Consider the following 15,085-nt stretch of genomic DNA (forward strand, 5'->3'; position numbering starts at 1 on the left):
GCTTTGAGCTACCCCGTTCGAAAATCAGTGAGGAAACGCATGAAAAAGATGACAGTAATTGCAGTAGCGTGCGGTTGTTTCAGCCTGCTTCCGGTCGCCGCGAATGCACAGACACAAGCCGCTTCCACTACCGCCGCGAATCCGCTCGCACAGGTGGACAAAGACTTCGTTCAGGCCGCATCAATGTCTTCGTCGACGGAGATCGACGCGGCAAAACTCGCGACTAGCAATTCCAGTGATAAAGACGTGAAATCCTTTGCGCATCACATGATGCTCGATCACACGAAGCTGACCGTCCAGCTGAAAATGGCCGCCCCGCATGGCGTGGAAGTACCGAAAGACAATTCGGACCCGAGTGTGCTCGACGCATTGAAGCCGCTAAAGGGCAAGGAATTCGATCAGGCGTATATCCAGAAGGTCGGTCTTGAAGGACACAAGCAAACCATTGCAGCCTTCGAAAAGGAAATTGCGGAAGGGCAGAACGCCGACCTGAAGAAGGCCGCGCAGAAGGCGTTGCCGACAATCAAGGAGCATTACCAGCGGGCTCAACAACTTGCGGCGAAGAAGGGCGTGACCCAGTAGTACTGTTGTTGTCTGCGATTCGGGCTCGGCGTCAATGCTCGAATCGCACAGGAAATGGTATGTGCGCGACGCGTGGCACGCTGCCTGCTGCGCCGTTCGGCGGGCGGCCGGCATTGCGTTGAGTCGGGCTCAAGAGTCTGAGCGAGTCTGGCACGGGCAAACGCAAACATGGCAACCAGTGCCGTGCCCAAAGGTCACCGCACCATCGTATTGGGAGAGCGATATGCACACTGAGGACGCCCCGCGCTCGGCGGTCGGTCAGACGGCGCAGACAGGTGGGTGCGCCTGCGGAGCCGTGCGGTTTGAGGTTAGTGCAGCGCCGAGGCGCGTCTCTCTGTGCCATTGCATGACCTGCCGTCGCGTGCATGGCAGTGCATTTGGCGCATATGCGATGTTCGCGCGCGACGTCGTCCAGTTCTCGGGACCTGTCCAGATGTGGCAAAGCTCGCAGGAGGGCAGGCGATATTTCTGCCCGACCTGCGGATCGGTTGCGTTCATGGAGTACGTAGAAAGCGATGAACTCGACATACCACTCGGCGCGTTCGATAGCGTCGGGATCTACGAGCCGACTTACGAATTATGGTGCTGCCATAAAGAACCCTGGCTACCGCAGGGCGTTCGTACCGAATACGAAGAAGAAAGTCCCAATTAGTCTTGCAAGCAGTGCGCAGTACTTTGACGAACTACTTCGTGAATGAAGGAGCTGAAAATGAGTGATCCAAAGCAATCCAACACACAACCGGGTAATCCGAAGAACGCGGGCAAGCAGAGCGGGCAGCAACAGCAGAATCAGCAGAAGACGCCGCAGCACCAGGGCGGTCAACGTCAGCCCTGATCGGCCTCTGAACGTTTCACCGGCGCCGTAATTCGGGCGCTGATGTCCCGTTCCGCGGGAGAGGGCGCGGCGCGCATTCGATGTGCGCCGCGCCTGCGTTTGACGGATCGATGCACGTTATTCGTGGCCCCTGAAACAGTCGACTCGCAATTGCAGGAATCGAGATGGTGAGAAGGAAGTTGCACTTTCACAATAGTTCGCTGCGGCATCCTGCATCGCCCGACGGTATAACCATTACCGCCAGCGATTACAGAATCTACCCGACGTATCGGCGCACCGTGACCGGCACGTTTACCGGCGACCTGAAAGTCGTACGCACAACGGACGACCGGCTGATATTTCCGTACGACGGCGCGCCGATGATAGGTCCGTTCGAAACCGCGCTGGAAGCACGTGAGGCCGCAGCGCGCAAAGGCGCCGAAGTTGTTGCGGCGGACCTGCTGAACCCGGAGTACTGATCCGCCTGATTGGCCGGGAGCCCATCGCGTTGTGCTAATAAAAATGGAGACGTCAATGAAGTCACTGGACATCGATCGTTTGCGCCCCACGCAAGTCACGCACGGATTGCGCGAGGTAGAGGACAAAACGCGCTTCTATCAGTCGCTGTCCGGTCATGAACTTGACATGGCCATTGCGGAGAAACCCGTCCCGATCGTCCTTGGGCCTCGGGAAGAACCGTACGTGATTGACCATCACCACGTGGCCGCGGCTCTTTGGCAGGCTGATATAACGTCGGTGCCGGTCGTGCTGATCCGGGATCTGTCCACGTCTTCGCTGCCTGAATTCTGGCTCACGCTCGAAAACAATCGTTGGACATATCCATACGATCAGCGTGGCCACAGGGTGTCCTTTGCGGATATGCCGCTGCGCGTTTGGGAGATGATAGACGACGAGTTCCGCAGCCTCGCCGCTTCGGTGCGCGATGCCGGCGGTTATCAGAAAACGAGTGTGCCTTTGGCGGAATTCCGTTGGGCGGATTTCTTTCGCCAAAGGCTCGCGCTTCCCGCGGACGCGTCGGAATACGGTGCCCTGGTGCAACGAGCGGTTGAACTGGCGAAGAGCCCGGCTGCGCTTGGCCTGCCCGGCTATGTCGATCCCGACGCCGCTGAACAGGGTGCCTCGACCGGTTCGGGCGAGGCACAGAATTAAGCGCGTTCGTGCTCTTTGCCCTTTCCGGCGCCCGTTTTTTCCACGCAGGCATCCACGTCGACAGTCTGCTTGCCTGGTGTGCCTACCCGGCTCGCCAACCGCAAATATGCTTCGGCGAGCCGGCGAAGATCGTCTTCGGATGCGTCTTCAATACCGATTAACTGATTGTTCGCCGCGCGATGCGAAGCCAGCAATTCGTTGAGCTTCAGATGCATCGCAACACTGTCCTTGTTCTGACTTTGCTGGATCATGAAGACCATCAGGAAAGTGATGATGGTCGTGCCCGTATTGATGACGAGCTGCCAGGCGTCGGAATAGTGGAAGAAGGGTCCCGTGACGGCCCAAACGATAACCGTGATGACGGCGATACCGAATGCAATCGGTGATCCGGCGAGCCGGGTAACCGAACTCGCGAAGTTGTCGAACGCCCGCGTGACGGGATTGCGCGCCGCGTAGGCCGGGCTGGACGTTTGCGGAACGGTGTCGATGCTATCCGCGCTTGAGCGGGGTTCTCCTGGTCGCATTTCATTCTCCGGGATGTTGCTCATGACCGGGAGGTAGCACATTGCGTGCCGTCATCTCAGCAGCAGGAGCATCCGCCGAAATGCCGCATCCCGTAGCTTCCGGTTTCCTCGCGGGCGTCTGGCGAGCCGCCACCGAGCGAGGGCGCGCCGATTACAACCCGTGCAGCTGCGGCCCCGCACTGAGGGCACGCCACAGGTTCATCACGCTCCGCAATGCGGCGCACCGTTTCGAAAGCGCCGCATTCGGCGCACTCATAGTCATAAACTGGCATGGCGTGTGGCTCGGTTAGGTCAGTAGTCACTCGAGCCTACTGACCGCGGGTTAAGTAAACAGTCTAGTCTGCATCGGTGCGCGCCTGTTCGAGCTTTGCGCGCACGCGGTCGGCGAGCACTTCGGGAGCAAAGGGTTTGCGGATGACTTCCATATCGGAGAGCGCATCGCCTGGCGCATAGCCGGTGACGAGAATGACCGGCATCGACGGATACCGTTGCCTCACGGCTTCCGCGACCTGCCGCCCGTTGATCGTGCCGGGCAAAGCGACGTCGCTGATCAGCAGATCGAAACGCGCGCCTGCGTGCAGCAGCCGCAGTGCCGCGGCGCCGCTGTCCGCCTCCAGTACCCGGTAGCCCTGTTCCCTCAATTGCTCCGCGGTGACTTCCCGCACGATTTCTTCGTCCTCGACAAGTACGATGGTTTTTGCCGGATCCTTGTACTCGTCTTGCATATCTTCCTTCTGCACGGAGGCGGGCAGGCACAGGCGTACGGTCGTTCCTTTGCCGAGAGCGGTTTCCATCTGAACGATTCCGCCGGATTGCCTGACAAAGCCGTAGATCTGGCTGAGGCCAAGACCGACGCCCTGGCCCGACGGCTTGGTCGTGAAAAACGGCTCGAACGCGTGTTCCATGATTTTCGGTGACATGCCGGTGCCCGTGTCCGACACAGCAATGCAGCAGTAACGTCCGGGTTGAGCATCGTCGAATCCGGCGACTTCTGCGTCAGTCAATATGACTTCGCTCGTGCTGATGGTGAGCCACCCGCCGTCCGGCATCGCGTCGCGAGCATTCACGCACAGATTGACCAGCGCGCTTTCCATCTGGTTCGGGTCGCACAAGACCAGCCACGTCCCGTCACCGAGTTTGAGTTCCAGGTTGATGCCCGAACCGACGACGCGGCGAATCATGTCTTCCATGTCATGCGCGATTGCGTCCAGACTCACGAGACGCGGCTCGAGCGTTTGTTGGCGTCCAAACGCGAGCAGCCGGTGTGTCAATGTCGCCGCACGGCTTGCGCCTTTTTCCGCCCGCTCGACCAGCGTGACGACGTCGGTTGGCCGGCCCTGCTGCATGCGCACCCGGATCAGACTCAGACAACTCATGATGGCCTGCAGCATGTTGTTGAAGTCGTGAGCGATGCCGCCGGTGAGTTGGCCAATGGCCTTGAGTTTCTCGCTGTGGCGCAAACGTTCTTCGGCGCGCGAGCGTTCGCGGCTTTCACGATGAAGCGTATCCACCGCCCGCTGCAATTCCGCAGTGCGCTCGGATACACGTCTTTCGAGTTCCTCGCTGCCGCGTTCGAGCGCTTCGCGCGCGCGAACCTGGTCTTCGATATCGGTCGATGTGCCGAGCCATGCCGCGACGCCGCCTTCGGCACGCAACGGCTTCGCGCGGGTCTGGAACCAGCGGTACGTGCCGTCGGACGCGCGGCGAATGCGGTGCTCGACCGCATATTCGCCTTTCATGCCGCACGTGGTCCAGGCCGCCATGGTTGCCTCGCGATCGCCGGGATGCACAGCGTCCAGCCATCCGAAGCCGAGGCTGTCCTGCTCCGAAATGCCGCTGTATTCGATCCACTGTGGACTGCCCCACGTGCGCTCGCCGGTAATGAGGCAGGTGAACACCAGTTGCGGTATCTGCGTCGCAAGCATGCGGTAGCGCTCTTCGCTCTCATGCAGCGAGACGGCATGCTTGCGCGTCTCGGCCGCAATCCGAAGCCGTTCGACCGCGGCGGCGAGCAGGTTCGCATACGAGCGCAGAAATTCGGTGTCGAGGTCGTTGAAGTCGCGCGGCGTGCGACTGTCGACTTGCAACACGCCGTATGCAGGCCGTTCTTTTCCGCCGAGAATGACGACGTTGATCAGTGCCTTCACGCCCGCATCGACGATGAACTGCGAATAACGGAAGCGCTTTTCGTTGGCAATGTCGGGCGAGATTGCGGGTTTGCCAGTTTGCAGCGCATAACCTTCCGACGAACCGCGCTCCGCTCGCGCCGTGGCATGGCCGACCACGCCCGGCGGCCAGCCCACGCCGGCGCGCACGAGAAGCGTAATTCGATCGGCCTGCAATTCCATGACTTTGGCCATGTCGGCTTGCAGCGCCTGAGCGACGAGACGGCATGCTTCGCACAATATTTCGTCGAGGTCGTCGGAGCGAAGCGCAAGCTCGCCGAATTCGGCCAGAATCGCCTGCTGGTTGAAGAGAATGGCTTCGCGGTCCGCTGTGCTCACGGCAAGTGCCCCTGCTTGCTATGGTGATGAAAGTGAGCCATCCCAACTAACGAAGGCTCTTTGAATGTAACTGTCGAGCCAGATTCATTCCTGCCAGGCCGAAACACCCACTACGTTGTGCATTGCGGCGGCAGAACACACGTGAGGGCCGGACGCCCGCGAGGAACGCGCGATGCTGAATTAGCGGGAGTGCATGCAAACCAAGGAGAGGCACATGGCGACGTCTAATTCAAGTTCGAGCGGCGGTCCCATCCGCAAATTCATCGATGTTCAAAAGGCGCTGAAGGGCGCTTCGTATCCTGCCGACAAAGCGAGCCTGCTGGACACTGCGAAGGGCAATGGCGCCGACGATGAGGTGCTCGATGCACTCGAACGCTTGCCGGATCAGGAGTACGGCAGCCCCGCCGAGGTGTCGAAAGGCGTGGGCGACGAATAGTGGCCGGCGGACCAACCCGGGCGCCCGACGCGCGGAGGCAACTGTCTCCGCTGTCAAATGTGCAAGCGTCCGGGAAGTAAATACACGTGGCTCGCGCGTCTTTGTTGAGGCATTCCCATGGAATCTTCCGACGGGCGTTCCACGCGTATGCGCGATCACCGTTCCTCTGGCTCGTCGAGCATCACCGACAGCGTGCCCGAATCGTTCTGGATCCCTGCATCGAGATTGATCGCCCCTGGCGTTTCTTTCTCGATTGCGCGCAGCAGGCGCGGGGTAAACGTTGCGCCGAAGCGCGAAATCATCGCCTCGCGCGCCATGTCGTCTGCGTAGGCGAGGTTGCGTAACTCGTCGAGCGGCACTCCGACGAAGAGGTTCAACGGATACGGCGGCGCTTCCGGGTCCTCCGATGCCGCGTCCGGCGCTGGGGCACGGATGCGCAGTCCGGGTTGCAGATGCGCCTCGAATTCGGCGGTGACTTCAAAATTCGGTGCGAAATTGAGCGACGTCTTCGCCTCGCTCTCGAGAAACGGCGCGACGCCGTCAAGGCGCGCAAGTTCTTCGTCGCTAAGCAGCATGATCCGGTTCTCCTTGGGTTTGACGGAGTGCAGTGTGCGGTATGTGGTGCATGTAACAGGAATTGCAGCAAACCGCTTGCCGCGCCACGTGGATTGATCTATTAGTTTCACCAGGCACAGTCGATGCTGCGCCGTTCTGCTATCGACAAAGTCATGCCGCGCCTCGCGCAACGACGAGTCGAAACCGAACGGGTGCCACCATGCATTGCAATCCGAAGAGCGCGTTACTCGCCATATCCATTGCGGCGCTAGCCGTAGGTGCGTCTGGCTGCAAGAAAGAGGACAACACCAGCAAGGACACGATGAGTTCCGCGAGCAGCGGGGTGATGAGCAATTCGGCGGGCGCGAATGGAACCAGTGGCCAAAGCGACGCCGCGAAGCGCGCGAGCGAGAGCGCAGCTGCGGGCGGCACGAGTCAACCCAGCAGCGCGCCGCCTGCTGCCTCCGCAAGTCAATAGTGTGTGCGCGTCTGAGTGCATGCACGGTTCGATCCGCGGTCATTCGAGCTGCGTTTGCTGAGCCTGTAAGGGGATCTCATGAGCGAATCTTTGCATCGGCCGTCACTCGGCGCCGCTCTCTATTACAAAGATCCGTTGGCCGCTCTTGAGTGGCTCGAACGGGCCTTCGGCTTCACCCAGCAACTCGTGATTACCGACGACGCCGGGCAACTCGCACACTCCGAGATGCGTTTCGGCGACAGCTACGTGATGATCAGCCGCGAATGGTCGGCAGACTCCGTGAGCCCGGTTACTGTGAGCGGGAAAAATACACAGTCAGTGCATGTGCAACTGCGCGACGGTATCGACCAACATTGCGCTCGCGCGCGTGCGGCGGGTGCGGTCATTACCCGCGAACCCGCGGATCAGTTTTACGGCGACCGCGTTTATGCGGCGCGTGACCCGGAGGGGCATATCTGGAGCTTCGGGCAAACCGTGCGCGCGGTATCGCGGGAAGAAGCGGAACGCGCGAGCGGGCTGAACATTGAAGGCTGGATCTAGCGGTGAATGCGGGGGAGCAAACGCAGGTCGGCAGCCCCGCGCGATTCGCGAAGAGGAGCGCGCAGAAAGTAAGCTGAAAGCGCTCGCTCGCTCAATGAATACGCGAGCGGCTGTTGACGAGTCGCCACAGCGCGCTTGCGATCAGCGATCCGACGCCGAGCGCAACGCCTAACAGCACGATGGAACTCATGTGATCGCGTACGAGCGGCACGTTGCCGAACAGATAGCCGGCCGCGACGAGAGAGCCGATCCACAGTGCCGCGCCCGCGGTCACGAACGATACGAATCGCGCAAACGTCATGCGTGAAACGCCGGCCGCGAACGGCGCGAACGTACGCACTACGGCAATGAATGGCGATAACAGAAAGGTCAATCCGCCGCGAGCTTCGTAAAAGGCATGCGCGCGGCGCAGCGCATTCTTGTCGAGCCAGCGGTAATTGGCCGTATAAACCTTTTCACCGATCGCGCGCCCAATTGCATAGTCGACGATGCTTCCCGCCACCGTAGCCGCGAATAGCACTGCGATCACGAGCCAGACGTTCAACGCGCCGGTGGCTGACAGGCCGCCGCAAATGAAAATGAGCGGGTCGCCCGGCAGGAAAAATAACGGCAGAAAGCCGATTTCGACGAACACGATAATGAACAGCATCGCGTACACGGCTGTACCGTATTGGACGATCAGGCTGCTCAGGTGCTGATCGAAGTGCAGAGCGATCTGCAGCATTTGCATGAGTTGCATGCTGGCCCCAGGTGGTCGAATGTTCAGCAGTGTAGTCCGGCCGCCGCGCGGATACTTGTGTATTTGCGCGCGCGGATGTCAATATCGCGTGTCACATCCGTGAACGGACGAACATCAACCATCGAATAACACCATGCAACATTTAGCCGATGTGACCTTCCGTCTTGCCGCGCCCGACGATGCCGAAACGGTTCGCACGATCGAATTCGAGGCAAGCTTGCGCTTTGTCAGCGTCGGCATGTCGGGCATTGCGGATGCGCCGCCGATGAGTCTCGCTCTCGTGGAACGGAAGATCGCGGCACAGGAGCTGATCGTGGCGGTGAATGCCGAGGGAACATGCGTGGGCTTCGTGATGTTCGAGCCGCAGCCCGCGCGTATCTATATCCAGGAACTCGATGTACTGACGTCGCATGCCGGTCGACGCATCGGCGCCGCGCTGATCGAACAGGTCGCGCAACTCGCGCGCTCGCGGCAGATCATGCAACTGGTCCTGTCGACGTATCGCGAAGTGCCGTGGAACGCACCGTATTACCGGCGACTCGGTTTCCGCCATATAGATGAAGCCGAACTCGACGCGGCTCTACGCGCACGGCGCGATGCACATATCGCACGAGGCCTCGACGAGTCGAAACGCGTATTCATGCGGCGCGATCTTGGCTAACGGTTTGCGTTACAGAGACGAGCGTCGCCGCAGACGGAAAAAAGCGGCGGCGCCGCAGGAGATTCACTCTCCGACCCCGCCCGCCGCTTTTCGCTTCGTTTTACAGCCGCTGCTTTCACAGCCACATTACGGCTGCTTCACGATCACGCGATTGCGCTTACTCCACCGTTTCAAGCGTGGGGTAATCGACGTAACCGGTCTCGCCACGTGCGTAGTACGTGGAGGGATTCGGCTTGTTCAACGGCGCATTGGTCGCAAAACGGCGCACGAGGTCCGGGTTCGCGATGACCAACTGGCCCCACGCAACCGCGTCCGCTTCGCCTGCGTCGAGTACTTGCTGCGCGGTTTCCTTCGTGAACTTCTCGTTTGCGATGTAAGGGCCGCCGAACTCCTTCTTCAGCTGCGGGCCGAGACGGTCCTCACCCAACGCTTCGCGCGCGGCGATGAACGCGATTTTGCGCTTGCCGAGTTCGCGAGCCACATAGCCGAAGGTCGCAGCCGGATCAGAATCGCCCATGTCGTGCGAGTCGCGACGCGGCGCGAGATGCACGCCGACGCGATTCGCGCCCCACACGTCGATACATGCGTCGGTGATTTCAAGCAGCAAACGCGCGCGATTTTCGATCGGGCCACCATACGCGTCGGTGCGCTTGTTGGTGCTGTCCTGAAGGAACTGGTCGATCAAATAGCCGTTTGCGCCGTGCACTTCAACGCCGTCGAAGCCTGCTGCTTTCGCGTTTTCGGCACCTTTGCGGAATGCCTGCACAACGCCCGCGATTTCGTCGAGTTCGAGCGCGCGAGGCGTGACATACGGGCGCTCCGGACGCACGAGACTCACGTGGCCTTTCGCGGCGAGCGCGCTCGGCGCCACCGGCAATTCGCCGTTGAGGAACAGCGGATCGGAAATGCGGCCCACGTGCCATAGTTGCAGGAAGATCTTTCCGCCGGCTGCATGCACTGCGTTTGTGACGAGCTTCCAGCCTTCCACCTGTTCCTGCGACCAGATGCCCGGCGTCTCGGCATAACCGACGCCCTGCGGCGTGACCGAGGTGGCTTCGCTGATGATGAGGCCCGCCGTGGCGCGTTCAGCGTAGTACTTCGCCATCAGCGCGTTCGGCACGCGGATTTCCTCGGCGCGCTGACGCGTCAGCGGCGCCATGATGATGCGGTTGGACAACGTGAGGTCGCCAATTTGCAGCGGATCGAAAAGAGTCGGCATAAATGTTCACCTTTGGCTGAGGCGAGGACGCCTTGAGCCGAGAAATAGTTGCATTGCAACGAAAGAGTGAAAGAAGCGGCGATGCAAGACCGGTCAGAGCTTCGAGTTCATGTGCTCGAGAAAAGCCTGAATCACGGGCTCGTTGCGTTTGAAGAACACCCATTGCCCCACGCGTTTCGACGTGACGAGCCCCGCGCGCTGCAACGCCGCGAGGTGGGCCGACACGGTGGACTGCGAGAGCCCGCAGCGCGCGTCGATTTTGCCGGCACAGACGCCATGGTCGAGCGGGAGTTCCTGATCGGCGAAGTGCGCATGCGGCTCGCGCAGCCAGCCAAGAATCTCTCGACGCACCGGATTGGCGAGCGCCTTGTGTATCGCGTCCATGTCAGGCGCGATGGGAGTTCGTTTCATTCGTCAACTACCAGAACTGCTGTAATGGTCAGGCGTGGGCGAATTGCCGCCCACGGACTTGCATCGCTACAGAACGAAGTATATATCGGAATTAAACGATATGTTCGGAGGCACTACCGGCGGCAGGGAAAAGACTGGTAGGCACACAACAAAGCGTGCACTTTTCCATAGAGGTTAGAAGCACACGCAAAAGCGTGGGCATCTTCGGGCGGCGACCAATCTTTTTGTTGCCTCGGAAGAGCGATAGGAAGTCGCGCGCCCGAACCGGACATGGCTACGATGGCAGCTTTGCCGCGAGTACATCGATGTTCATGATTTCCGGCGGTTTGGCGAAGAGATCTGGCGCCTTCGCCATCAGCGCCTCGGCAACTTTGCCCGAGAGGTGCGCCTGGCGGCCGGCGTCGTCGGGGAACGCATCAAAGATGCCGTACACCGACGGCCCGATTTTGAGCCCGAACCACGCAATCGTCGCGGGTTCCTGCTCGACGAGCGGCAGTCCACCCATCAGGAAGTTTTCGACTTCCTGCTCCTTACCCGGCTTCGCTTCGAGCCGGACGAACAACGCTGTCCTGATCATGCCTGCCTCCTTGTTGATGCCGTTTGCGGGTGTCGACGGACACCCCCATGATCTCCAAGCACTGCGGCACGGTCGGCCTCGTCGATCTACCAGGTGTCCTGGCCGATTACCGCGACGTCGCGCATCGTGAAAACGAACCGGCGGGGTTCCATGTTCTCACTTGCGTTCCCCACGATATCACGAAGAATGACGCCGCCCGCGCGCAGTGCTGAACAGCTTGAACATTTCTCGATTGAATGCGGGGATGAGGTCATGCGCCGGCCGTGCGCCGCGCCGGTTTCGATGATGGTCCACAGGCGGTGGCAGATTGCTGCCACCGATGATGCTGCCTGGTTCGGCCTCCCGCGCCGACGCCCACCGATTCTTCGAGCATGTCGAGTTCAGTGCCGACCTCGAGCGCGGCTTTGTGAAATACCGCCGGCAATTCGCCTGCACGTAGTTTCTTGCGTCGTCAGTCAATGACGCATAAGACGACTTGCCGTGGCCTTGAGTGTCTTGACACACGAGGCAACATACCCGCCTGACTGCTTATGAGAGACACCTCGTGGTGTGATTCCTTGTTGCTCGGTCGTCTCCTCATCAAACGTTCGAGTGGTGCGAGATGGGCATACGAAAGGCGGGACATTGATAGTTACGCTGTACGGTGTTCGTGCCTGAACTTCAGGGCAGTGCGGAAAGCATTCATCGCCTCGCAGAAGCGCGCGCTACCGACGATTCTCCGCAACTGACATAATCCGCTCACCGGTGTCGAATTAATGAGCTGGTTCGGCGATGTCACCGCCGACGTCGCCGGCGACAACAATGCATGGAGGACAAATGTCGAAGCGCGGGTTGTTTGCGGTATTGCTACTGACGCTTGGCGTCATTGCGCATTGTGCGGCCGCGGAACCCATGATCGAACTGACGATAGGCGGCAAGACTCAGTCGTTCAGCCGGGCGGCATTACTGGCGCGCCCGGATGCCGCCGAGATTCACGTTCCGCGAGATGTCGCCTACGGTACGACGACCACCTACCGCGCAGTGCCGCTGGCCGGCCTGCTCAACAGTGCCGAGTTGCCTGCGGACAGCGTGCTGGAGGCACGTGCAACCGACGGTTTCGCCGCGCAATTGCCGATGGACCTTGTGAGTAACCGTAATCCCGCGACAGCCGTCGCATGGCTCGCGGTCGAGGACCCGGTGAAGCCATGGCCGAACCTACCGGGAAAGGCGGTCAGCGCGGGACCCTTCTACCTGGTCTGGGTCGGCAGGGAAGCGGTATCCGTACGCAGCGAGCAGTGGCCTTATCAGATCGCGAAACTTGCTACGCAACCGTCTCCATCCGCGCGTTGGCCGGTGCTCGCCGTCGATCCGGCGCTGCCGGCAACCGATCCGGTCCGCGCGGGCCAAGGGCTGTTCATCACTCAGTGTCTCGCCTGTCATCGGCTCAATCACGCGGGGAGCGCCGACACTGGCCCCGACCTCAACGTGCCGATGAATCCAGTCGAGTACTTCCAGCCCGCTGCATTGCGCCGCTACATTCGCAATCCCGCATCGGTTCGCGACTGGCCGGGCCGCACCATGCCCGCTTTCCCGCCAGACCAGTTAAGCGATCGCGAAGTCGATCTGGTCGTCGCTTATCTTGCGTATATGGCACAGCGGAAGGTAGGACGGTAACGCATACGGGTCCAGGCCTGGACGATGCAGAGTAGTCGTTAACCGGTCCACGCAAGTTGGAAGCTGCTTCGTCAGGCGGGCGTTCTGGCGCGCGGAAATCGACCAATTTTCGCCGTTCGCCCATTGTCTGAAACGGACATTCGCATGTCGGCCTGATTCACATAGCGGACCTTCGGCAGCCGGTATGTTCTTTGGGTCATTGGCCCTTGGCACAATGTAGCTCGTCGATATTTGCTTGCGCCGCTAACGTGCGGCATGCGCATGCTCACGCAACTCACCGGGAATCAACGCGCGCTCGAGGCCACCATCACTGAGCCATACGCGCGTTTTCTGCGCGGCCCGTTCGATCAATTGGGCGCACTGGGTATAGTCGTAAGGCGAAACATCGAGTGGACACAATGGCGGAACGACATAGATCTGCGCTCGCGTCGAATAGAATTCCAGGTCGCGAACGAGCTGGCGTGCGATGACGAGCGTCAGCGCATGCATGGCTTGCGCGATCGCGCTACGCGGCGGCGCATGCAGCGCACATGCGAAGCCGGCTGGCAGCACGATGATGCGCGTCGCACCACGCGCGACCGCTACTGAGATCGGCGTGTTGTTGGCTACGCCGCCATCGACGAGATCCACGCCGTCGATACGCACCGGCGGAAACACGCCGGGTATCGCAGCGCTCGCCTGCACGGCGTTCACGACGGGACCGGCAGAAAGAACGACTTCGCTGCCTGTAAGCATATCGGTCGCGACGATGTGAAGCGCCAACGTCGCTTGCTCGATCCGCTCATACGACAGATGTGTCGCCAGCAGTTGGCGCAATGCGTTCGCCTCAACGAGGTGAGGACGACTGCGCAGAATCATCGCAAGCAGGCCGAGCATAGAAAACGGCATGATGTCCTGTCGCCGGATCTTGCACCATAGCGTTTCGAGCATTGCGACGCCATCGCCGTCCGGACGTCCGGCGAAATACGCTGCGTTGATTGCGCCCGCGGAGGCGCCTACCACGCAGCCTGGATACTCACCGCGTTCGAGCAGTTCGCGCAGCATGCCAACCTCGATCGCGCCGAGACTGCCGCCGCCAGCGAACACAAATGCGGTTAAACCCGAAGGGTGAGCGTTCATGGCTCTTTGAAACTTCTGCTCGTGGATGAATACGCAGTGCTGCGACCCAGCAGTTCAGTCTGCATCGTACGTCCCTTTCAGGATACCCGCCAAACGTCGGCAAGATCAGACGTGATCCTTCGGGCTTTTCGGAAAGCTGATATTCGCGCACGTTGCCGTGCAGTCTCTGCCGGCAATGCGTGACCGTTCATGGACTCGACCGTCGTCGCGAAGGAGCGGGCGACCGTTGGACCGCTGGAAGCGGCCGTTGAAGTGGATCGGCATCGGGTAGCCGCAGCGGGTCGGAATCAAACGGCGGCGAACCTGCCTCCACCGTCGAGCGGTTCCGCGGCGCAGCACGTCGGCGGGGTGGGTACCTTGCCGGTTTGCATTTGCGTCTTGCGGCAACCATACTCGTTCCGTAAGGCATTTTCCGGGCGAACTGCGATGAACCGTAGCGTTTCTCAAGGCAACCAGCAGGAGCATGCGCATGCCGACGCTCACAACCACGACGGTAGCGCGTTGTCGGAGATGGAACTGCGTGTCCGTGCGCTGGAATCCCTGCTGGTAGAGAAGGGGTACGTCGATCCTCGTGCTCTAGACATCCTGATCGAGACATACGAGCACAAGGTAGGGCCGCACAATGGCGCACGCGTGGTTGCGAAGGCGTGGCGCGACCCGGCGTTCAAGCAATGGCTGCTGGACGACGCTACCGCGGCGATCGCTTCGCTCGGCTACACCGGCAGGCAGGGCGAACACATGGTGGTGCTGGAGAACACGCCCGCTGTGCACAACATGGTGGTCTGCACGCTGTGCTCGTGCTATCCCTGGCCGGTGCTGGGGCTTCCGCCGGTATGGTACAAGTCGGCGCCGTACCGGTCGCGCGCAGTCATCGATCCGCGTGGTGTATTGAAGGAGTTCGGCTTCGAATTGCCCGCCGAAGTTGAGTTTCGCGTGTGGGATTCCACCGCGGAGGTCCGGTATCTGGTGTTGCCCATGCAGCCTCCCGGAACCATGGACTTTTCCGATGAGGCGCTGGCTGGACTGGTAACACGTGACTCGATGATCGGGACAGGATTGTCAAAGACACCGGAATCGAAACAGGAGCCCGCATGAACGGCGCA

The 15,085-nt window shown here is 60.6% G+C and carries 20 protein-coding genes; 11 read left to right on the forward strand and 9 right to left on the reverse strand.

What is annotated here, in order from left to right; genetic code table 11:
- Positions 1-39 precede the first annotated feature (39 nt).
- The 5 genes from OH764_RS20730 to OH764_RS20750 all read left to right on the forward strand — a co-directional run bounded on the left by OH764_RS20730 (position 40) and on the right by OH764_RS20750 (position 2,566).
- Complete coding sequence (locus tag OH764_RS20730; protein WP_310069375.1) at positions 40-582, forward strand: DUF4142 domain-containing protein; 543 nt, start codon at positions 40-42, stop codon at positions 580-582.
- A gap of 223 nt (positions 583-805) precedes the next feature.
- Positions 806-1,234 carry a GFA family protein gene (locus OH764_RS20735; protein ID WP_498850585.1) on the forward strand — a complete coding sequence of 143 codons (429 nt, stop codon included), beginning with the start codon at positions 806-808 and terminating at the stop codon, positions 1,232-1,234.
- 57 nt (positions 1,235-1,291) lie between these two features.
- Positions 1,292-1,417 carry a hypothetical protein gene (locus OH764_RS20740; protein WP_006049380.1) on the forward strand — a complete coding sequence of 42 codons (126 nt, stop codon included), beginning with the start codon at positions 1,292-1,294 and terminating at the stop codon, positions 1,415-1,417.
- Between the two features lie 164 nt (positions 1,418-1,581).
- Positions 1,582-1,875 carry a DUF6723 family protein gene (locus OH764_RS20745; protein ID WP_087753779.1) on the forward strand — a complete coding sequence of 98 codons (294 nt, stop codon included), beginning with the start codon at positions 1,582-1,584 and terminating at the stop codon, positions 1,873-1,875.
- Positions 1,876-1,930: 55 nt separating this feature from the next.
- A complete protein-coding gene (locus OH764_RS20750) occupies positions 1,931-2,566 on the forward strand; it encodes a ParB-like protein (protein WP_498850586.1) in 636 nt (211 codons plus the stop codon).
- On the opposite strand, the gene OH764_RS20755 is transcribed toward OH764_RS20750, so the two are convergent.
- From OH764_RS20755 to OH764_RS20765, 3 genes are all read right to left on the reverse strand, one after another.
- Positions 2,563-3,090 (reverse strand): low affinity iron permease family protein, encoded by a 528-nt coding sequence (locus OH764_RS20755; RefSeq protein ID WP_498850587.1) that lies wholly within the window; start codon positions 3,088-3,090, stop codon positions 2,563-2,565. The genes OH764_RS20750 and OH764_RS20755 overlap by 4 nt on opposite strands.
- A 56-nt stretch (positions 3,091-3,146) precedes the next feature.
- Positions 3,147-3,362 carry an FmdB family zinc ribbon protein gene (locus tag OH764_RS20760; protein ID WP_498850588.1) on the reverse strand — a complete coding sequence of 72 codons (216 nt, stop codon included), beginning with the start codon at positions 3,360-3,362 and terminating at the stop codon, positions 3,147-3,149.
- A gap of 63 nt (positions 3,363-3,425) precedes the next feature.
- Positions 3,426-5,594, reverse strand: coding sequence for a response regulator (locus tag OH764_RS20765; protein WP_498850589.1), 2,169 nt, complete (start codon positions 5,592-5,594; stop codon positions 3,426-3,428).
- Positions 5,595-5,808: 214 nt separating this feature from the next.
- On the opposite strand from OH764_RS20765, the gene OH764_RS20770 reads away from it, so the two are divergent.
- Positions 5,809-6,030, forward strand: a complete 222-nt coding sequence (locus tag OH764_RS20770; RefSeq protein ID WP_498850590.1) for a DUF2795 domain-containing protein — start codon at positions 5,809-5,811, stop codon at positions 6,028-6,030.
- 155 nt (positions 6,031-6,185) lie between these two features.
- Here OH764_RS20770 and OH764_RS20775 read toward each other — a convergent pair whose 3' ends face one another.
- The gene (locus OH764_RS20775) at positions 6,186-6,605 is read right to left on the reverse strand and encodes a hypothetical protein (protein WP_498850591.1); all 420 of its coding nucleotides are present in this window, start codon (positions 6,603-6,605) and stop codon (positions 6,186-6,188) included.
- Between the two features lie 536 nt (positions 6,606-7,141).
- On the opposite strand from OH764_RS20775, the gene OH764_RS20780 reads away from it, so the two are divergent.
- On the forward strand, positions 7,142-7,603 hold the full coding sequence (locus tag OH764_RS20780) for a VOC family protein (RefSeq protein ID WP_498850592.1): 462 nt from the start codon (positions 7,142-7,144) through the stop codon (positions 7,601-7,603).
- A gap of 91 nt (positions 7,604-7,694) precedes the next feature.
- Here the strand turns inward: OH764_RS20780 and OH764_RS20785 are convergent, their stop codons facing one another.
- Positions 7,695-8,342, reverse strand: a complete 648-nt coding sequence (locus tag OH764_RS20785) for an SNARE-associated domain-containing protein (RefSeq protein ID WP_498850593.1) — start codon at positions 8,340-8,342, stop codon at positions 7,695-7,697.
- Between the two features lie 133 nt (positions 8,343-8,475).
- Here OH764_RS20785 and OH764_RS20790 point away from each other — a divergent pair, with 133 nt between their 5' ends.
- Entirely contained in the window at positions 8,476-9,003 is a 528-nt protein-coding gene (locus OH764_RS20790) for a GNAT family N-acetyltransferase (RefSeq protein WP_498850594.1), read from the forward strand.
- Between the two features lie 157 nt (positions 9,004-9,160).
- On the opposite strand, the gene OH764_RS20795 is transcribed toward OH764_RS20790, so the two are convergent.
- From OH764_RS20795 to OH764_RS20805, 3 genes are all read right to left on the reverse strand, one after another.
- Positions 9,161-10,222 (reverse strand): alkene reductase, encoded by a 1,062-nt coding sequence (locus OH764_RS20795; RefSeq protein WP_498850595.1) that lies wholly within the window; start codon positions 10,220-10,222, stop codon positions 9,161-9,163.
- A 93-nt stretch (positions 10,223-10,315) separates the two neighbouring features.
- Positions 10,316-10,633 (reverse strand): ArsR/SmtB family transcription factor, encoded by a 318-nt coding sequence (locus OH764_RS20800; protein WP_027777718.1) that lies wholly within the window; start codon positions 10,631-10,633, stop codon positions 10,316-10,318.
- 274 nt (positions 10,634-10,907) lie between these two features.
- Positions 10,908-11,210 (reverse strand): putative quinol monooxygenase, encoded by a 303-nt coding sequence (locus OH764_RS20805; RefSeq protein ID WP_498850596.1) that lies wholly within the window; start codon positions 11,208-11,210, stop codon positions 10,908-10,910.
- 47 nt (positions 11,211-11,257) lie between these two features.
- Between OH764_RS20805 and OH764_RS20810 the strand changes: the two genes are divergently transcribed.
- Together OH764_RS20810 and OH764_RS20815 are read left to right on the forward strand one after the other, a co-directional pair.
- On the forward strand, positions 11,258-11,422 hold the full coding sequence (locus OH764_RS20810; RefSeq protein WP_498850597.1) for a hypothetical protein: 165 nt from the start codon (positions 11,258-11,260) through the stop codon (positions 11,420-11,422).
- A gap of 604 nt (positions 11,423-12,026) precedes the next feature.
- Positions 12,027-12,863 (forward strand): c-type cytochrome, encoded by an 837-nt coding sequence (locus OH764_RS20815; RefSeq protein WP_498850598.1) that lies wholly within the window; start codon positions 12,027-12,029, stop codon positions 12,861-12,863.
- A gap of 243 nt (positions 12,864-13,106) precedes the next feature.
- On the opposite strand, the gene OH764_RS20820 is transcribed toward OH764_RS20815, so the two are convergent.
- Complete coding sequence (locus tag OH764_RS20820; protein ID WP_498850599.1) at positions 13,107-13,982, reverse strand: patatin-like phospholipase family protein; 876 nt, start codon at positions 13,980-13,982, stop codon at positions 13,107-13,109.
- Between the two features lie 426 nt (positions 13,983-14,408).
- On the opposite strand from OH764_RS20820, the gene nthA reads away from it, so the two are divergent.
- A complete protein-coding gene (nthA, locus tag OH764_RS20825; RefSeq protein ID WP_498850600.1) occupies positions 14,409-15,077 on the forward strand; it encodes a nitrile hydratase subunit alpha in 669 nt (222 codons plus the stop codon).
- Positions 15,078-15,085 lie beyond the last annotated feature (8 nt).

The organism is Burkholderia sp. M6-3, assembly GCF_050858985.1.
GTDB lineage: Bacteria > Pseudomonadota > Gammaproteobacteria > Burkholderiales > Burkholderiaceae > Paraburkholderia > Paraburkholderia caledonica.

Coding starts and splice junctions, on each gene's coding strand:
- OH764_RS20750 (WP_498850586.1), top strand. CDS start 1,931: ATGAAGTCACTGGACATCGATCGTTTGCGCCCCACGCAAGTCACGCAC.
- OH764_RS20805 (WP_498850596.1), bottom strand. CDS start 11,210: ATGATCAGGACAGCGTTGTTCGTCCGGCTCGAAGCGAAGCCGGGTAAG.
- OH764_RS20730 (WP_310069375.1), top strand. CDS start 40: ATGAAAAAGATGACAGTAATTGCAGTAGCGTGCGGTTGTTTCAGCCTG.
- OH764_RS20785 (WP_498850593.1), bottom strand. CDS start 8,342: ATGCAACTCATGCAAATGCTGCAGATCGCTCTGCACTTCGATCAGCAC.
- OH764_RS20810 (WP_498850597.1), top strand. CDS start 11,258: ATGATCTCCAAGCACTGCGGCACGGTCGGCCTCGTCGATCTACCAGGT.
- OH764_RS20755 (WP_498850587.1), bottom strand. CDS start 3,090: ATGCGACCAGGAGAACCCCGCTCAAGCGCGGATAGCATCGACACCGTT.
- OH764_RS20790 (WP_498850594.1), top strand. CDS start 8,476: ATGCAACATTTAGCCGATGTGACCTTCCGTCTTGCCGCGCCCGACGAT.
- OH764_RS20775 (WP_498850591.1), bottom strand. CDS start 6,605: ATGCTGCTTAGCGACGAAGAACTTGCGCGCCTTGACGGCGTCGCGCCG.
- OH764_RS20800 (WP_027777718.1), bottom strand. CDS start 10,633: ATGAAACGAACTCCCATCGCGCCTGACATGGACGCGATACACAAGGCG.
- OH764_RS20760 (WP_498850588.1), bottom strand. CDS start 3,362: ATGCCAGTTTATGACTATGAGTGCGCCGAATGCGGCGCTTTCGAAACG.
- OH764_RS20745 (WP_087753779.1), top strand. CDS start 1,582: ATGGTGAGAAGGAAGTTGCACTTTCACAATAGTTCGCTGCGGCATCCT.
- OH764_RS20770 (WP_498850590.1), top strand. CDS start 5,809: ATGGCGACGTCTAATTCAAGTTCGAGCGGCGGTCCCATCCGCAAATTC.
- OH764_RS20795 (WP_498850595.1), bottom strand. CDS start 10,222: ATGCCGACTCTTTTCGATCCGCTGCAAATTGGCGACCTCACGTTGTCC.
- OH764_RS20820 (WP_498850599.1), bottom strand. CDS start 13,982: ATGAACGCTCACCCTTCGGGTTTAACCGCATTTGTGTTCGCTGGCGGC.
- OH764_RS20735 (WP_498850585.1), top strand. CDS start 806: ATGCACACTGAGGACGCCCCGCGCTCGGCGGTCGGTCAGACGGCGCAG.
- nthA (WP_498850600.1), top strand. CDS start 14,409: ATGAACCGTAGCGTTTCTCAAGGCAACCAGCAGGAGCATGCGCATGCC.
- OH764_RS20780 (WP_498850592.1), top strand. CDS start 7,142: ATGAGCGAATCTTTGCATCGGCCGTCACTCGGCGCCGCTCTCTATTAC.
- OH764_RS20815 (WP_498850598.1), top strand. CDS start 12,027: ATGTCGAAGCGCGGGTTGTTTGCGGTATTGCTACTGACGCTTGGCGTC.
- OH764_RS20740 (WP_006049380.1), top strand. CDS start 1,292: ATGAGTGATCCAAAGCAATCCAACACACAACCGGGTAATCCGAAGAAC.